Origin of the sequence: Flavobacterium aestuarii (assembly GCF_040049115.1) — a bacterium.
In the GTDB taxonomy this organism is placed as follows: Bacteria; Bacteroidota; Bacteroidia; order Flavobacteriales; family Flavobacteriaceae; genus Flavobacterium; species Flavobacterium aestuarii.
In genome coordinates, this window is record NZ_JBDLZZ010000005.1 from 95,881 (window position 1) to 112,452 (window position 16,572).

Annotated in this window: 19 protein-coding genes; 12 read left to right on the plus strand and 7 right to left on the minus strand. The window is 36.7% G+C overall.

Going from position 1 to position 16,572, the window contains the following annotated elements; translation table 11 throughout:
- The first annotated feature begins 190 nt into the window (after positions 1-190).
- Entirely contained in the window at positions 191-1,009 is an 819-nt protein-coding gene (locus ABEG11_RS06870; protein WP_348823441.1) for a DUF5995 family protein, read from the plus strand.
- A gap of 216 nt (positions 1,010-1,225) precedes the next feature.
- Here the strand turns inward: ABEG11_RS06870 and glgA are convergent, their stop codons facing one another.
- Entirely contained in the window at positions 1,226-2,452 is a 1,227-nt protein-coding gene (glgA, locus tag ABEG11_RS06875) for a glycogen synthase (protein WP_348823442.1), read from the minus strand.
- Positions 2,453-2,987: 535 nt separating this feature from the next.
- On the opposite strand from glgA, the gene ABEG11_RS06880 reads away from it, so the two are divergent.
- The 4 genes from ABEG11_RS06880 to ABEG11_RS19095 all read left to right on the plus strand — a co-directional run bounded on the left by ABEG11_RS06880 (position 2,988) and on the right by ABEG11_RS19095 (position 5,706).
- A complete protein-coding gene (locus ABEG11_RS06880) occupies positions 2,988-4,100 on the plus strand; it encodes an AI-2E family transporter (RefSeq protein WP_348823443.1) in 1,113 nt (370 codons plus the stop codon).
- Positions 4,101-4,299: 199 nt separating this feature from the next.
- Positions 4,300-4,953 carry a hypothetical protein gene (locus ABEG11_RS06885; protein ID WP_348823444.1) on the plus strand — a complete coding sequence of 218 codons (654 nt, stop codon included), beginning with the start codon at positions 4,300-4,302 and terminating at the stop codon, positions 4,951-4,953.
- 224 nt (positions 4,954-5,177) lie between these two features.
- Positions 5,178-5,420 (plus strand): hypothetical protein, encoded by a 243-nt coding sequence (locus tag ABEG11_RS06890; protein ID WP_348823445.1) that lies wholly within the window; start codon positions 5,178-5,180, stop codon positions 5,418-5,420.
- A 79-nt stretch (positions 5,421-5,499) separates the two neighbouring features.
- Positions 5,500-5,706: a type II toxin-antitoxin system RelE/ParE family toxin gene (locus ABEG11_RS19095; protein WP_435302835.1), complete on the plus strand. Its 207-nt coding sequence runs from the start codon at positions 5,500-5,502 to the stop codon at positions 5,704-5,706.
- Positions 5,707-5,936: 230 nt separating this feature from the next.
- Here the strand turns inward: ABEG11_RS19095 and ABEG11_RS06895 are convergent, their stop codons facing one another.
- Positions 5,937-6,596 carry an HAD family hydrolase gene (locus ABEG11_RS06895; RefSeq protein WP_348823446.1) on the minus strand — a complete coding sequence of 220 codons (660 nt, stop codon included), beginning with the start codon at positions 6,594-6,596 and terminating at the stop codon, positions 5,937-5,939.
- Between the two features lie 225 nt (positions 6,597-6,821).
- On the opposite strand from ABEG11_RS06895, the gene ABEG11_RS06900 reads away from it, so the two are divergent.
- The 6 genes from ABEG11_RS06900 (at position 6,822) to ABEG11_RS06925 (ending at position 10,653) form a co-directional block, all read left to right on the plus strand.
- Positions 6,822-7,004 (plus strand): hypothetical protein, encoded by a 183-nt coding sequence (locus tag ABEG11_RS06900; RefSeq protein WP_348823447.1) that lies wholly within the window; start codon positions 6,822-6,824, stop codon positions 7,002-7,004.
- 258 nt (positions 7,005-7,262) lie between these two features.
- A complete protein-coding gene (locus ABEG11_RS06905; protein WP_348823448.1) occupies positions 7,263-7,499 on the plus strand; it encodes a hypothetical protein in 237 nt (78 codons plus the stop codon).
- Entirely contained in the window at positions 7,481-7,780 is a 300-nt protein-coding gene (locus ABEG11_RS06910; protein WP_348823449.1) for a type II toxin-antitoxin system RelE/ParE family toxin, read from the plus strand. Before ABEG11_RS06905 ends, ABEG11_RS06910 begins: the two co-directional genes overlap by 19 nt.
- 76 nt (positions 7,781-7,856) lie before the next feature.
- Positions 7,857-8,939, plus strand: a complete 1,083-nt coding sequence (locus tag ABEG11_RS06915) for a DNA alkylation repair protein (protein ID WP_348823450.1) — start codon at positions 7,857-7,859, stop codon at positions 8,937-8,939.
- Positions 8,940-8,957: 18 nt separating this feature from the next.
- Positions 8,958-10,124: an FAD-dependent monooxygenase gene (locus ABEG11_RS06920; RefSeq protein ID WP_348823451.1), complete on the plus strand. Its 1,167-nt coding sequence runs from the start codon at positions 8,958-8,960 to the stop codon at positions 10,122-10,124.
- 13 nt (positions 10,125-10,137) lie between these two features.
- Positions 10,138-10,653, plus strand: a complete 516-nt coding sequence (locus ABEG11_RS06925) for a GNAT family N-acetyltransferase (RefSeq protein WP_348823452.1) — start codon at positions 10,138-10,140, stop codon at positions 10,651-10,653.
- Between the two features lie 13 nt (positions 10,654-10,666).
- Here the strand turns inward: ABEG11_RS06925 and ABEG11_RS06930 are convergent, their stop codons facing one another.
- On the minus strand, positions 10,667-11,836 hold the full coding sequence (locus ABEG11_RS06930; protein WP_348823453.1) for a molybdopterin molybdotransferase MoeA: 1,170 nt from the start codon (positions 11,834-11,836) through the stop codon (positions 10,667-10,669).
- A 226-nt stretch (positions 11,837-12,062) separates the two neighbouring features.
- Between ABEG11_RS06930 and ABEG11_RS06935 the strand changes: the two genes are divergently transcribed.
- Positions 12,063-12,497, plus strand: a complete 435-nt coding sequence (locus ABEG11_RS06935) for a DUF4890 domain-containing protein (RefSeq protein ID WP_348823454.1) — start codon at positions 12,063-12,065, stop codon at positions 12,495-12,497.
- A 388-nt stretch (positions 12,498-12,885) separates the two neighbouring features.
- On the opposite strand, the gene ABEG11_RS06940 is transcribed toward ABEG11_RS06935, so the two are convergent.
- From ABEG11_RS06940 to ABEG11_RS06955, 4 genes are all read right to left on the minus strand, one after another.
- Positions 12,886-13,314, minus strand: a complete 429-nt coding sequence (locus ABEG11_RS06940) for a hypothetical protein (protein ID WP_348823455.1) — start codon at positions 13,312-13,314, stop codon at positions 12,886-12,888.
- A gap of 125 nt (positions 13,315-13,439) precedes the next feature.
- The gene (hemL, locus tag ABEG11_RS06945) at positions 13,440-14,726 is read right to left on the minus strand and encodes a glutamate-1-semialdehyde 2,1-aminomutase (protein WP_348823456.1); all 1,287 of its coding nucleotides are present in this window, start codon (positions 14,724-14,726) and stop codon (positions 13,440-13,442) included.
- An 89-nt stretch (positions 14,727-14,815) separates the two neighbouring features.
- Entirely contained in the window at positions 14,816-15,622 is an 807-nt protein-coding gene (locus ABEG11_RS06950; RefSeq protein ID WP_348823457.1) for a glucosaminidase domain-containing protein, read from the minus strand.
- 53 nt (positions 15,623-15,675) lie between these two features.
- The gene (locus tag ABEG11_RS06955) at positions 15,676-16,560 is read right to left on the minus strand and encodes a 1-aminocyclopropane-1-carboxylate deaminase/D-cysteine desulfhydrase (protein ID WP_348823458.1); all 885 of its coding nucleotides are present in this window, start codon (positions 16,558-16,560) and stop codon (positions 15,676-15,678) included.
- Positions 16,561-16,572: the final 12 nt, after the last annotated feature.

Below are 16,572 nucleotides of genomic sequence, written 5' to 3' on the forward strand. Positions count from 1 at the left end.
CGTCAGTTCGCTTCGCTCGTGTGTAACGGAGAGCGGGAGAAAACTTCCTGAAAAGGACTAATCTTTCTGCTCCTAAAAATAATATTCAAAATCTTTTGCAAAACAGCAGGATAATTACTGCAAAAATGCGTTGTGAAAAATAAAAAATAACTATATTCGCTTTCCATTAACCGACCATAACCCTTTAAAAATGAACACCAAACAAGCCACTAGTATTAAAGAAGTTATCCAGTGTCTGGATGAGATTATTGAAAAATCAAAAATAGAGCAATGTGCCATAGGCTTATTTTCCACTTTATACAGAGAAGTTACGATGCAGATAAAAAACGGTATCGAAACGGGGTTGTTCGAAAATCCGGAACGGATGGAAAAACTGGATGTTATTTTTGCGAATCGCTACCTGAAGGCGTATTACCAATTTAAGGCAAAAGAAAAATGTTCGGAATGCTGGGAGTTTTCATTTACCAAAGGTGAGGAATACTGGCCGATTGTGGTTCAGCATTTACTGCTTGGAATTAATGCGCATGTGAATCTGGATCTGGGAATTGCCTGTGCACAGGTGAGCACACCTGAAAGCATTTTTGACCTGCATTCGGATTATAATAAAATCAACGAAATTTTAAGCAATCTGGTCAATGGTGTTGAAAAGTGCTTGGTGGAAATCTGGCCAACACTTACGTATATATTAAAATTATCCGGCAAAACAGACAATTTCTTTATTGATTTTAGCATGAAAACTGCGAGAGACGGCGCATGGAAATATGCCACAGAATTTGTCCTGCTTCCAGAAGATCAATGGAAAGCTTCGATACAGGAAAGAGATCGAAAAGTCACTAAAATAGCGCGATTGGTTTCGAATCCTGGATTCTTCGTAAGCAGTATTTTCAAATTTATTCGAATGTTTGAAAGAGGAACGGTGGCTCAAAAAATTATTGAATTAAGCAAAGTGGAATACAATCCGGTTACTGAAACTGTTGTAACTCCTGAATGTGCCGTACAGCCGATTTAACCACAAAAAACACAAAGCTTTATGTGAAAATTTTGCACGCAGATTTCGCAGATTATGCAGATTTTAATCCGTGTAAAATCCGTTTTATCCGTTTTATCCGTATCTGATTTAACCGCAAAGCGCACAAAGAAAAAAAACGCAAAGTTCGCAAAACGTTGCGTTCATAGCGTAAAACTTTGCGAACCTTGCGGTTAATTATCTAAATTATCAAATTATCTAAGCCGTCTCCTTCTCAAATCGAGCTATAACTTCCTGATAATAATTATAAGTTGTTTTGGCAATTGACTCCCAGCTGAATTTCTCCAAAACCCTTTCACGGCCAGCTTTACCCATAGCATCCGCCAATTCTTTGTGATTCAATAGTAAATTTACTTTGTGCGCAAAAGCTTTTTGAAATTCTGTTGGATTCAGCGGATTGAAATTCGTCCTCGAAACACTTTCAAGCGGAATCAAATATCCGGTTTCGCCTTCGACAATAATCTCTGGAATTCCGCCTACGTGACTGCCCACAACGGGAGTTTCGCAAGACATCGCTTCCAAGTTGATGATTCCGAAAGGCTCATACAACGACGGACAGGCAAAAACCCGCGCGTGACTGTACAACACTTTGACTTTTTCACGGGGAAGCATTTCCGAAATCAGGATTACCCCTTTTCGCTTAGCTTTTAACTGATCGATAAGGTTGGAAGTTTCAATGGCTATTTCTTCGGTATCGGGAGCGCCTGCACAAAGTACAATTTGGCAATCCTCATTAAAATATTGGCAGGCTTCAATCAATTGCGAAATCCCTTTTTGACGGGTAATTCGCCCCACAAAAAGCACAAACGGAATATTCGGATCAATTCCATATTCTTCCAATAACTCTTCATCAAAAGTAGGTTCGTAAAATTCGGGATCAATTCCGTTATGGATTACGGTCACTTTTTCAGGATCGACACCATAAGCTTCGACCACATCGACTTTCATCTGTTCACTTACAGCAATCACTCCATCAGCCGATTTATAGGCGTTGGCCTCAATCCATCGCGACATAAAATAACCGTTTCCGAGTTGTTCCACTTTCCATGGACGGTGTGTCTCCAAACTATGCGTAGTCAAAATCAACGGCACCTGAAGCAACTCTCTCGTAAAAACACCCGCCAAATGTGTGTACCAAGTATGGCAATGCACGATATCCGCCTTTGGAGTTGCCTGTGCCATTTCGACATTTCGGCTTAGGTTATGAAACATTTTGATGTGTTCGTTTTCCGGATCCACCATTTTAGTCAGACAGGAATTGATCCCTTCCACGTGCATGGAATCGTTGTCTTCTTTTTGGTCACCAAAACATCGAACTTCAACCTGACCCAATTTGGCCAATTCGTGGCTTAAGAAATCAATATGTACTCCTGCTCCCCCATAAATATTTGGCGGAAATTCGTTGGTATAAAGTGCTATCTTCATATGCATTATTTTATGATTCGTAGTTGTTCGATATGAATGGACATCCTTTTAGCACAAAACACAAGTATAAATTAAACCAACTATTTAATCTCACCCCCAACCACTCTCCAAAAGAGAGGGGAACCTGTTGTACTAATTTATATTTATATTTCGCATAACATGACTATCCGCAAAGCATACTAAATATTTTTTTGCCACTGATTACACAGATTCTCACAGATTTTACATGCATTTTTTAGAAATCTGTGTTAATCTTTATAATCTGTGCCCAATTTTATCGATTTGGTATTAGTCACGGATAATCATATCGCATAAAACATTAAAATGCCCAAAATATCAATTTAGTAAAAATACGAAACCGCAATTTAATTCGTACGTAAACCAAGCATTATTTTAAAACTATTTTTATGTTAAGATTACAAAAAAGCTTAAACTTTCTGCAAAAGACATCAGAATATGCCATTGATAATTACCATATTTTAACTAGATTAGCACAATAATCCAAATATCACCCATTAACCAAAACCGTTACAGCATGCAACAAAACAACCCCACTTTCAATATTTTCAATTTCGAAAAAATTGCCGACATCATTATCCGCCTCGGTGTATTGTTTTTACTGATTGGCTGGTGTTATGACATCCTGAAACCCTTTGTTTTGATCATAGTCTGGGCCGTGGTAATTGCCATAGCTTTCAGTCCAATTTATGAAAGAGTAGTCAAATTATTTAAAGGCAAAAAAGTATTGGCTACGATATTTGTGGCGTTAATTCTGCTTACTATTTTAGTTGTGCCTAGCGTACTCATCACACAATCTTTATACGAAGAGGTCAATAATTTTGCCCAATATTACCAAACCAATGAGCATTTGATTCCGCCTCCTAGTGAAACCACCAAAAATTGGCCAACAATAACAAAACCGATAGTCGAAATATGGGCATCGGCCTCCGAAGATCTTTCCAAAGTAGCACTCAAATACTCCGAACAGTTAAAAACAGTCGGCTCATGGCTATTGCTTTCCTTAGCGGGAATAGGTAAAGGCATCCTGCAATTCATCGTGTCAATTATCATTGCCATGGGACTACTATTATACACCGAATCGTTAACCAAAGTATCCAAAAACATTTTCATCAAACTTATCGGAAACAATGGCGAACATTATGCAGAAGTCACCGTAATCACCATCCGCAACGTCGTAAAAGGATTCTTGGGCGTAGCCTTAATCCAAGCGCTGATGATAGGGGTTGGGTTCTTCCTTGCTGGCGTTCCCTTTGCCGGAATTTTTACCATTATTTGTCTTTTCCTTGCCATTATACAAGTAGGAATTGGACCCATTGCCATTCCGGTAGTCATTTATATGTACTCAGTTACCGATGCCACAACGGCAACAATACTGGCGGTTTGGGTTGGAATTACTTTAGTTTCCGACAATATCCTAAAACCAATTTTCCTTGGAAGAGGCAATCCACCGGCACCAATGTTGGTAATATTCCTTGGCGCCATCGGCGGGTTCATTTACAATGGTTTCATTGGTTTATTCCTTGGAGCGGTAATCCTGACTTTAGGTTATAAATTTTTTCTTTCATGGATAGATATGGAAGACGATGAGCCAACAATAGAAGAAGCACCTATAGAGGCAGAAGAATAGGTTTTATAATTTCAATTTATTGTGCTAAAACTCATTTGGGCGTGACCACGTTGAGAAAATGGGCTTACTTAGCTATGCGCATATACAGCCCCTTTCCTCAACGCGGTCGGGCTGTACGCGTTACAAGGTAACTTGCTTCCATCCCTCACGCGGGGAACTTCTTTATTAAGAACTTAGCTATTCAAAAATCAACATAAAAATGACAAAACACAACATTGAATCAGTAATCAAACAATTTCGAAATGATTCTCAACCAGAACAGAGATATACCTCTTTTGATTACTGTTACAATTATTTTCGCCTTAATGAAAACTTAACTCAAGACATTGAAAAAAGTTGTCTTATTCTAGGATTTTATTTAGCAAGTTGGGGAATGTTTAGAGGATCAAGCTTTTTATTACAAAAAAGTTCCAAACATTTTGAACCTACAATTAAATATATTGCATCATTAGATAAATCCATTTGGGAAATAGATGTTGATAATTACAATGACGAAAATATTGAAACAATAATTTCCGTATACAAAAACATCAAAAAACATTTAATTCCAAACAACAATACTGATTTAACTTTAGTTACAAAAGTATTACTAGGAGTCTTCGGATTTATACCTGCCTTTGATCAATACTTTTGTAATACATTCCGAGAAATTTTTAAAGAATCTAAATGTGGCTTTCGATCTGTAAACAGTCAATCCTTGAATTGTATAAAACAATTTTATATCGATAATAAAGAAATGATCGACAAACTATCAGATGAAATTTACACAAAAGATTTCACTACTGGAAACTCTACAATTTTTAAATACCCTAAAGCAAAAATTATCGATATGTATGGCTTTACTGTGAGGTAAACATTCACCCCGCTAGTCTAAGAAACATCACGCTCGTACACGCAAAAATTGACAAATAATTATAACCAAAAGCGGGCACAAGCGTGACGCTTGTGTTAGCTGAGGAATACCTTGATCAATGAAATACCTCTCAAAGAATTAAGAATCTGAAATTTACAGACAAATTACAAGATTTAAAATTGGATTAGCGTTATATTTGTAAATAGGTTTTAAAATCAGCAATTATGCAACCAACTAATTTACAAAAAGATAAACTTGATTTGATTGATAAAATCCTCCATACCGAAAATCAAAGCACATTGGATTTTTTAAAAGATTGTTTAAACGATGAACCTTTACAATATCAACTAAGCGAAGAACAAAAAAATATTGTAAGGGAAAATACCGAAAATTATTTATCCGGAAAAGACAAAGGGAAATCTTGGAAAGAAGTTAAAGCCAAATTACTTTCGAAACGAAATGGGTAAATTAAAAGAAGTCCTTTCAATTCAGGCAGAAAACGAATTGGAAGACGCATTACATTAGTATGATTTAATTTCAACAAAAATTGGAGATAACTTTCTAAAGCAAATCGATGCCTGCATTGAATCCATTTTGCTGAATCCTGAAACTTACAAATTAGAATTTGACGTTTACCGCCAAGCTGTGGTTAAAAAATTTCCTTTTGTCATTATTTACACAAAAATTGATTCTACAATTTTCATTTCAGCCATTTTCCACACTGGCAGAAATCCTAAAAAGAAGTTTAGATAATTCCAAATCGACCTGCTTTGTCATTCCGTAGGAATCTCACGTTGGTTATTTACCTTGTGTGAGATTCCTACGGAATGACAAACTTGATGATAATCTTATACTTAAAAATAAAAACTTTATAGTCTTTTCGAACACTCATAGTGTAATACTCATGCTATCTGACAGCTTACAAGAATAGAAATACAGAGTGTGATTGCTTCGTCTCTCCAATGACTTAAAGAAACATCAATTTAACTGTTCAATAACTCCAAAATCTTGTCCGTGTTTACTTCGCTGTAATCGTTGATATAGAAGTTGCATGGAGGCAGTTGCTCTTTAGTGTGTGAGCTCAAAACGCCTACGACTTTCATTCCGGCATTGAGACCGGCAGTAACACCCGAAAAAGAATCTTCGAACACAACACAGTCGGATGGAGCAACTCCAACACGTTCAGCCGATTTTAGATACACTTCTGGATTGGGTTTGTGACTGCTTACATCTTCACTTGCCATCATCGAATCCATTTTGTCTTCAATCTTTAAGGCATTTACAATCAAATCGAGATTGGCACGCGGAGCCGATGTTGCAACGGCGGTTTTAAATCCACGGGATTTTAGTTCGTCCAAAAAGGGTAAATAATGCGGAATGGTCTCAACTTTGTCTTTGTAAATTTCACGAAACATCGATTCTTTTTCGTCTTCTAAGTTTTTCAGTTCGTCGCCGGTAATCGGGCGCTTGAAGAAATGCGACATGATATAACCATTGTGTTTTCCGTACATATGATCTTCAAACTCCTGCTGGGAGTGAGGTATTTGATACTTATCAAAAAATGCTTCAAAAGCTTTGCCATGATCGGGATTGGTGTGACAGATTACACCGTCCATATCAAAAATTACACATTGCTGTTTCATTATAGTTTTGTCGTTTTAAGGGACTGCAAAGATACAATCGTTTTATATTTCTGGAAACTGAAATCTGAAACAAAATTAACACCTTAAATCTCTGAAGTAATTTTTATATATTACTGAATATTCATACATTTACTAAATGTAAGGATTGTTAAAATTCAGATATTGAATTATTTGAGACCAATAAAATTTTAAAATCACCCAATTTCATAACAAAAAAGGTTAACTATGGACAGCAAAACATCGAATTTTTCATTTACAATTATTGCTATTATTTTGGGAGTAGTAATTTATAAGCAATTTGATTTTGATACTTTTAAATTTAAAAATACCGCATTGGCAATTATTTACATTGTGGCATTCCTATTTTCGGTTTATATTCTTTTAAAGAACAAACAGAAGTCCAAATAAAAACAGGAAGGTTCTTTCTGATTACTGCCTCGCGTGAGGGGTTGAAGTGGAGCTCTCCCGATTTTTTCATCGGGAAGCGGGAACGGAAAACCCTACCCGTAGTTGCGAGGAGGAACGACGAAGCAATCTAAAGGGTCACGCCCAAATTATTTTAAGTTCTGAAATTAGCATAGCTGAATAAACTGCTAAAATAGAAATCTATTTGCATCATTTGCTTAAACAAATAAAATCTTATCTTTGGGGTATAAAATTGAAGTTATGGATACGACAGCTCAAATAAAAAATAATTTAATTTCTAGAATAAAAGATTCTAAAGATTTGACATTTTTAAAAGCTCTTCAAACTATCTTCGATTCTTCGGAACAATCTTTGTATGAAACTTCTTTGGAGCAGGAAAACCAAATTCAGCAAGGAAGACAAGAAATTGCCGATGGAAAATTCTCTTCAAACACTCAAGTTGTATCTGAAATGCGGGCATGGCTAAAAGAGAAATAGTCTGGTCTAACCTAGCTAAGCTGGAATTAAAAAATACTCTTGAATTTTATTTCGAACGAAACGGTAATGCAAATTATAGTTTACAACTCCTTGACGAAATAGAAGATTTAACAAATACTCTTTCACAAAGTCATTTTATTGGTAGATTATGTAAAAATAAATTCACAAGAGTTATACCGATGAAAAAATATTTGATCTTTTATGAAGTTAATCTCGAAAGAATTGAAATAGTTTCGTTTTGGAACAATCTTCAAAATCCAGAAAATAGAAAAGTAAAATAAAACATATTTTCTATTCCAAGCCTCTAGATTTTTATCAAAGTGTTTTTTGTTTTTCCATAACCCAACCAAAAAAAATATGGCAACAGAACTGAAGGAAATGTTCAATACAGAATTCTACGAACATTTGGCAATTCAATTTAATAGAGCGGATGCAGGTTTTAACATTCAGCAATTTGTAGAAGCAGTTACAAATGGATTAGAAAAAAGATCACTGAATGAACGATTGCGATTTACTACGATAACACTCAAAAATCATCTCCCAGCCGATTTTAAAGAAGCTGTAAAACTATTAAACGCTGTAATTCCAAACAGTCCCAGAGGTTATACATCGCTCATTTTTCCTGATTATATTGGGCAGTTTGGTGTTCACGATTTTGAAACTTCGATGGAAGCATTGGCATATTACACACAGTTTGGTTCTTCGGAATTTGCCATTCGGGAATTCCTGAAACACGATTTTGATAAAACTCTCGCAGTGATGAAACTGTGGGCCGAATCACCTAATCATCATGTTCGAAGACTTGCTTCCGAAGGTTGCCGACCCCGTTTGCCTTGGGCAATGGCAATTCCTGAACTCAAAAAAAATCCAGAACCTATTTTGCCGATATTACATATTCTAAAAGCGGATCCATCCGAATATGTAAGGCGAAGCGTAGCCAATAACCTGAACGACATTGCGAAAGATAATTCACATATAGTCATTGAAATTGCCAGCAGATGGAAAGGACACACAAAAGAAACCGATGCGATAGTCAAACACGCCTGCCGAACGCTTTTGAAACAAGGAAATACTGAAATTCTAAAACATTTTGGACTCGACAGTTCAAAAGTAGCAGTTGCCAATTTCAAGATAAACACACCAAAAGTTGCTATTGGCAACCATTTGGAGTTTTCATTTTCTATTCAGAATAACGACGAAAAACCACAAACCATACGACTGGAATATGCTGTTTATTATCTTCGACAGAACGGACAGCTTTCAAAGAAAGTTTTTAAAATAAGTGAACGGATTTTTGAAGCAAATCAATCTTCGCTCATTAATCGGAAACAGAGTTTTAAACTGATTACTACCCGAAAATTCTACGCAGGACAGCAGAAACTTTCTATCATTATAAACGGTGAAGAAAAAGAGAGTATTGCATTTGAATTGATTGAGTAAAAAAACGAAAGCATAAAAATGGACAGAAAAACAAATATTGTTATTTTGGGTGCCGGTGTCGGCGGATTGACCACCGCAATAGCTTTGCGCCAAAAAGGATTTGAAAACATAGCCATTTTTGAGCAAAGAGAAACAGCAACTACAATTGGTGCAGGTATTGTTCTATGGGCAAATGCAAGTAAAATTCTCGATAAACTAGATTTATTAACAGAAGTCCAAAAAATTGGAGGCCAAATAAAACAAATGGAACGCTGGACTGATAAAGAAGAATTCTTAGGCTCCATTAATGTTTCTACAATTGACACAACAATTGGTTCAACCAGTTATTCAATAAGCAGAAAAGAACTGCAGGAAATTTTATTAAAAAAAGCAAACTATCTAAAAATCCCCGTTTTCTATAATCACAAAGCCCTGCAACTATCTTGCAAAAACAATAAAGCAACTGTTTTATTTGATAACGGCACTGAAATAAAAGCAGCTATTGTAATTGGCGGAGACGGAAGAATGAATTCGGTTGCGAGAGAGTATGTCAATGGAGATAATAAACCTGTTTATCAGAATTTTGTAAACTGGATAGGAATAGTCGAAAGCGAGAAACCTATTTTCTCAAATGCTGAAATTGTCTTGGATTTTTGGGGATGCGGAGAACGTTTTGGAATCGTTCCGATAACCGAATTCAAAGGATATTGGGCCGGCGGTAAATCACTGCCTCTTAATTCATCTTTTAAAACCAAAAACAACAAAGAGGAATTATTAAAATTATTCGCCTCATGGTCACCAAAAATTCAAAAAACCTTACAGTTAAGCAAAGAAGAAAACATCAAGTATATTGAGGTATTCGACCACAACCCTATTTCAAATTGGCACAAAAATAACGTCTGTCTGATTGGGGATTCCGCACATGCCGCGTTACCTACATCCGGACAAGGCGCGTGCCAAGCGATAGAAGATGCATGGGAATTAGCATCCGTTTTGGAAGAAGCAAAAACACACGATGAAGCATTTGCAAAATTCCAAAAGAACAGATTCGATAAAACAACAGCCATCACAATAGCCGGAAGAGAATTAGCAAAATCATTATTTAATGAAGATCCTGTATTCTGTAATTACAGAAATGAAAATGCAAAAAAGACAGATTATAATCTTGCAGCAAAGAACATTGCTCAATTATGGGCTCTGAAATAAAAAAACAGTAAAAATGAATTATTCCTTTAGAAAAGCCACTGCTTCTGAAATCCCTGCAATCTGGGATATTTTACAACAAGCCATAACCCGCAGAAAAGAAGATGGCAGTGAACAATGGCAGGATGGTTATCCCAATCCGGAAGTAGTAAAAAAAGATATCAATGCAGGTCACGGATTTGTACTAACCGAAGAAGAAAACATAATTGGCTATACAGCAATACTGATAAACGACGAACCCGAATATGCTAAAATTATAGGCAAATGGTTAACCAATGATGACTTTGTCGTATTTCACCGTGTAGCAATTTCTGAAAATTATCTGGGCAAAGGCTTAGCAAAAAAAATGCTGGAGTGCATAGAAGATTTTGCCATAACTAATAACATCTACAGCGTCAAATCAGACACCAATTTTGATAATGCCGCTATGCTGAAAATCTTTGAAAAATCGGGTTACAAATATTGTGGCAAAGTATATTTTAGAGGAGGCGAAAGAAGAGCTTTTGAAAAAGTGCTCCCTAAAACTAACTAAATTTCAAAACAGCTTATAACAAATATACCTCAACGGTATCCCCCTTTTTCAATTCATAATTTCCATCGGGAACATACACCAATCCATTGGAAACAGAAAAAGAATTGAGCATTGATGAAGCCTGATGGCTCAAAATTGCTGCTTCTCCATTAACAATATTCGCTTTCAAAAATTGGGAGCGTGTATTTTTTACTTCGTAATCATGAGCAATTGGCAATAAAACCGCCTGCTGATAATTAGCTTCGGCACCAGATAAAATCGCTAGTGTAGGCAGAACATATACATAAAAACATGTCAGGCAGGCCGCAGGATTTCCCGGTAATGCAAAAACCATTTTATCATTCAGTTTTCCCGAGAATAAAGGCTTTCCTGGCTTTTGATTTACTTTATAAAATAAGGTTTCTACTTTAAGCTCCTTCAAAGCGCGGGCCACAAAATCATAGTCACCAACCGATATTCCTCCAGAAACTAATATCACATCGTTAGCAGTTAAAGCTTCCTGGAGTTTATTTTTAGTATTTACAAAATCGTCATTTACTTCATATAAAGTTACCGCATCAAAATACGCATCACGCAGTGCCGACTGCAGCATAAGACCGTTGCTTTCATAAACTTTTCCATATTCAAGCGGTATTCCTGGCTTGGACAGCTCATTGCCTGTAACTACAATTCCGACTTTAGGTTTTTGATAAACACTGACTTTTGTAAAACCAAGTCCTGCCAAAAAACCAATTGCTGCCGCATTCAGAATCTTTCCTTTTTCGAGTGCCAGATCTCCTGCCGAAATCTGTTCCCCAATTGGTCTTACATTGGTTTCGGGATCTACCAATTCATCCAGTAACAATTGTGTCCCGTCGACAGAAACCTTTTCAATCTGAATAACAGCTTGCGCCGAATCAGGTACAGCTGCACCCGTAAAAATCTTCACGGCCTGCCCCGGAAGCAGTTCAACCTTATGGGAATCTCCCGCTTTTACTTCGCCTATAATTTCATAAACCAAGGCATCATGCAGACACAAAGCGAATCCATCCATCGCCGACTGGCGGAAAGGAGGCATATTGATTGGCGAAAAAAGTGATTCAGCCAAAATATGTTTTCTCGCTTCAAAAAGCGGATACGCTGCTTTTGGCAAAACTGGCAAATTATCTTGTAATATCGAAAAAGCTTCCTGTACAGAAATCATGTGCTGTGAATTATATTGATTTTCAAAAATACGATTCGGAAATGATTTTATGATGCTATTATATCTAAAAGTTAACAAACAGCTGCTCTTTCTTTTGTTAGAAATTTTATAATACCTCAAACAAAAACATTTCAAGCATAGCTCCTTTTTTTGAAATAAAAGGTAAAGCATTAAACCTTTGACCGTTATATTTGTCTTATCCATATAACTTAAATACAAATAGAATATGAAAACACTAATAATTGCCTTAGTATTTGGGATTGGAGTATCTGGATTTGCGCAGGTAAGCACACCGCAGCCTGGTGACTCCTACCGGGAAAAAACAACTCCGGAACAGCGTCAGCAGAAACATTTGGCTTACTTAACCAAAGAATTAAATCTGGATGCCAAACAGCAGGAAGCTGTCGGTAAAATTTTAGCAGAAAAAAGCGCCAAAGCACAAGACCTCAAAGCTCAAAGAGACACCAAAAAAGACAGCGGAGAAAAAATGACTTCAGAAGAAAGAACCGCTTTAAAAAATAAAATGCAGGCCGAAAAAGCAGATACAGAAGCCAAAATGAAAGCTATTTTATCTGCCGATCAATATCAAAAATGGCTTACAATAAGAGAAGAAAACAAAGGGAAAATGAAAGAAAAATTAAGAGAGAGAAGAGGAATCTAAACCTTTAAGATCTTTTTAAAAATCCACTAATCAGCAATTGCCATTTAGCGGATTAGCGGATTTTCCTTTTCAATTAATCTTAAAACCTGAGTTTTGTTTGTTTTTGGAGCAGAAAGATTAGTTCTTCTCAAGAAGTTCCCTCCCGCTCTCCGTTGCAATCTTGCGGGCTTCCCGATAGTTATCGGGACCAGCCCACAAGGATTTCCACTACGATCGGGGCTAAAAATCAGCAGTACTGCTTTTTTGAAATTATCCAAAAAACTTTCATCTAAAGAGAAATCTGCACAAATCTGTAAAATCTGCGTGCCAACTTACCATATTTTTAACCCTTGTAAATATCTCTTTTCTGAATAGCGTAATTTGATGTTAACAAATCCGAGCGATCAAATTATAATTTAATTACCCTATTTGTATTATTAGAATCAATAACAACTTTCCAGTCGTTCTTTTTTATATAGTCTTTTGAAACATATATTATTTTTTCTATATCATAGTCATCATTTGGTTTTTCGATACGCTTTTTGAGAATAGTTTCCTTATCAAAAACTAAAAATACCAAGGTGTCATTTTCAAAACTAAGCTCCCAATTTCCATTTTTAATAAATCTTTTAAAATTATTAGAGGGAATTGCACCTTCATAGGAATAAAAATAATCTATATCTTTTTTATTTCCGGTATAAATTGACGTGTCAGAAACCCAGAGTCTAGTACAGACAACTAAAGATTTGTTTGTTCTATTTACAACCGTTAATCTATCATCCCACATATCACAGCTAAAAAAGAAAAAAGAGAATAGTATAATAATATATTTTTTCATTATTCGAATTTCTATTGTTCTATTTTGTCATTCCGTAGGAATCTAAATAAAGTGAGCAATCAATTTAAGATTCCTACGGAATGACAATATTGTGTAAAAATCAGCTGAATATCAATTGAACTATTTTAAAACGTTTTGGAAACCTTATCTATCGCATTAATAGTAAAATCTAAATCTTCATACGTCAATGCATCAGTGATGAACCAAGTTTCATAAGCAGATGGTGCAATATAAACACCTTCGGTTACCAATCCGTGGAAGAATTTCTTGAAAGTCTCATTATCACCAGCACCCGCCGATTTAAAATCAGTCACCGGATTCGCATCAAAATGAACCGAAATCATAGAACCCGTTCTATTGATTGTGAAAACAACATTATTCGCTTTCAAGACTCTCTCGATTCCTGCGCCCAAATAAGCTGTTTTTTCTTCCAGTCTTTTGAAAATTTCACGATCATTGTCCAAAGCCTGTAACATTGCCAATCCAGCAGCCATCGCCAGTGGATTCCCCGACAAAGTTCCCGCTTGGTAAACTGGTCCCAATGGAGCAAGATAATTCATAATTTCCTCACGCGCTGCAAAAGCACCCACAGGCAGTCCGCCACCGATAACTTTTCCGAAACAAACGATGTCGGCATTGATATTTAATAATTCCTGCGCACCGCCTCTTGCCAATCTGAAACCGGTCATTACCTCATCAAAAATCAGCAGAATTCCGTTTGCCGTACACAGTTCGCGCAAAGCTTCCAGAAAACCTTTCACCGGCGGAATACATCCCATATTTCCGGCAACTGGTTCGATAATAATGGCAGCGATTTCATTTTTATTGGCTTCAATTAATGTCTTTACGTTTTCCAGATCATTGTATTGGGCAAGCAGCGTGTCTTTGGCAGTTCCCGCAGTAACACCAGGACTGTTTGGTGTTCCAAAAGTCACCGCACCGCTTCCCGCCTGAATCAAAAAGGAATCGGAATGACCGTGATAACAGCCGGCAAATTTTATGATTTTGTCTCTTTTGGTAAATCCGCGCGCCAAACGCACTGCGCTCATACAAGCCTCAGTTCCCGAATTCACAAAACGGATTTTATCGATATTCGGCACCATCGAAACCGCAAGTGATGCGATTTGGGTTTCCAGTTCGGTCGGCATCCCAAAAGAAGTACCGAGCTTCGCTTTTTCAGTCACCGCTTCCACCACTGGTTCGTATGCGTGCCCCAAAATCATTGGTCCCCAGGAATTGATATAATCGATTAAACGGTTTCCGTCTTCGTCATACAAATAAGCACCTTTGGCGCTTTTTACAAATATTGGTGTTCCTCCCACGGCTCTAAAAGCCCTAACTGGCGAATTTACTCCTCCTGGAATTACTTTTTCTGCTTCAGCAAAAAGCTGACTGCTTCTTTGATAGATCATTTTTTATTTACGATTTATGATATTCGATATACGAAATATGATTTTTGATTTTAAATTTTTCTGAATACTAAAAACTGAACACTGCCAACTTACTTTACTATCAGCTTCTGTCCTATCGAAAGCGTATTATCTGTTAAATTATTTTTCTGCTTTAATTCTTCAACTGTTAAATTGAATTTTTTGGAAACCGAATAAAAGGTATCTCCTTTTTGAATCTCATAAAGATTAGCTTGGTCTGAACCAAAATCATCCTGCACTAATACTTTAGTCTCTGCATTTTTAGTTTCTTTTCCCAAAACCTTAGAATCATACTGATGCAGATTATAGGTTTCAATGTAGTTTATTAATTTTTCAGGATACTTCGGATCAGTAGCATATCCGGCATCTTTCAGGCCTTTTGCCCACGCTTTGTAATCACCTTTCGGCAATTTAAACAAATTAGCATATCTAGTTTTACCTGTTAAAACCATCGCGTGGTCTTTATACGATTCGGAAGCCTGCTTGTATTTTCTGAAACATTCGTTGGCAGAATCATCATCTTTATACACTTTGTCGCCCGTCCAATCATGGCATTTAATTCCGAAATGGTTATTGGCATTTACCGCCAAATCACTTTGTCCTGCACCAGATTCCAAAATTCCCTGCGCCAGAATAATACTGGCGGGAATGCCATAAGTTTTCATATTGCCCATAGCAACACTGTTGTATTGGGCTACGTACCCATTTACTAATTCAGCATTCGATTTGGTTTTGGATGCAGAGCCACTACTTCCGTTTTGAATTGGCTTAGAATACTTCCAGCCCACCGGTTTTTTAGTAGTCTGGATTTTTGATTTTGAAGAACCACATCCAATCAAGGACATAATCACAAAGAGTAAAATTATTTTTTTAAACATATTTTGATTTTATGATTTAGGATGTTTCGATATTGTCATTGATTTTGCCATTGTTATTGAAATTGAATTAATGTACTGTTTTTCTTTTTCAAAAGTGTGTTCATTCCCTGAATTCCCTGTAATCCTCCAGTGTGAATCAATAAAATTTTAGAATTATCAGGAAAAAAGTTCTTATGAATTAAATCAATAACGCCAAAAACCATCTTTCCAGTATAAACAGGATCCAATGGAACTCCAGTTTGTCGGTAAAACTGATTGACAAACTGGATCAATTCTTCATTTACCTTTCCGTATCCGCCAAAATGATAATCGGTTATTAAATCCCAATTTTCATTGTGGGCAAATTTACGAATTTCATCTTTTAAAAAGTCGCCTTTTAGCGCTGGAAATCCCAAAACTTTTTGGTGTGGCAATGCGCTGTTGATAATCCCCGAAATGGTTCCGCCTGTCCCCACCGCCAAGCAGACGTAATCAAACGTGGCATCCTCTTCGGTTAGAATTTCTTCACAGCCTTTTATCGCATATCCGTTGGTTCCGCCCTCTGGCACAAGGTAAAATGAACCGAATTTCTGTTTCAAACCGTCTATAAATTCAGGTTCGGTTTTGTGCCGGTAAGCTTCTCTGGTTACAAATTCGAACTGCATTCCGCATTCCTGTGCGAATTTTAGGGTTGGGTTTTCAGCAATTTTATCTCCCAATTCATCCCCGCGAATTATCCCAATGGTCTTAAAACCCTGCTCTTTTCCAGCATACGCCACCGCTGCTATATGATTGGAATAGGCTCCGCCAAAAGTGAGAAGTGTTTCCTGATTCTCAGTTTTTGCCTGTAGCAGATTGTACTTCATCTTTCGGAATTTATTCCCCGAGATAAAAGGATGAAGCAAGTCTTCCCGCTTGATTTCGAGGGTGATTCCGTTATATGTTATTTTTTGGTTCAAAATCTATGGTTA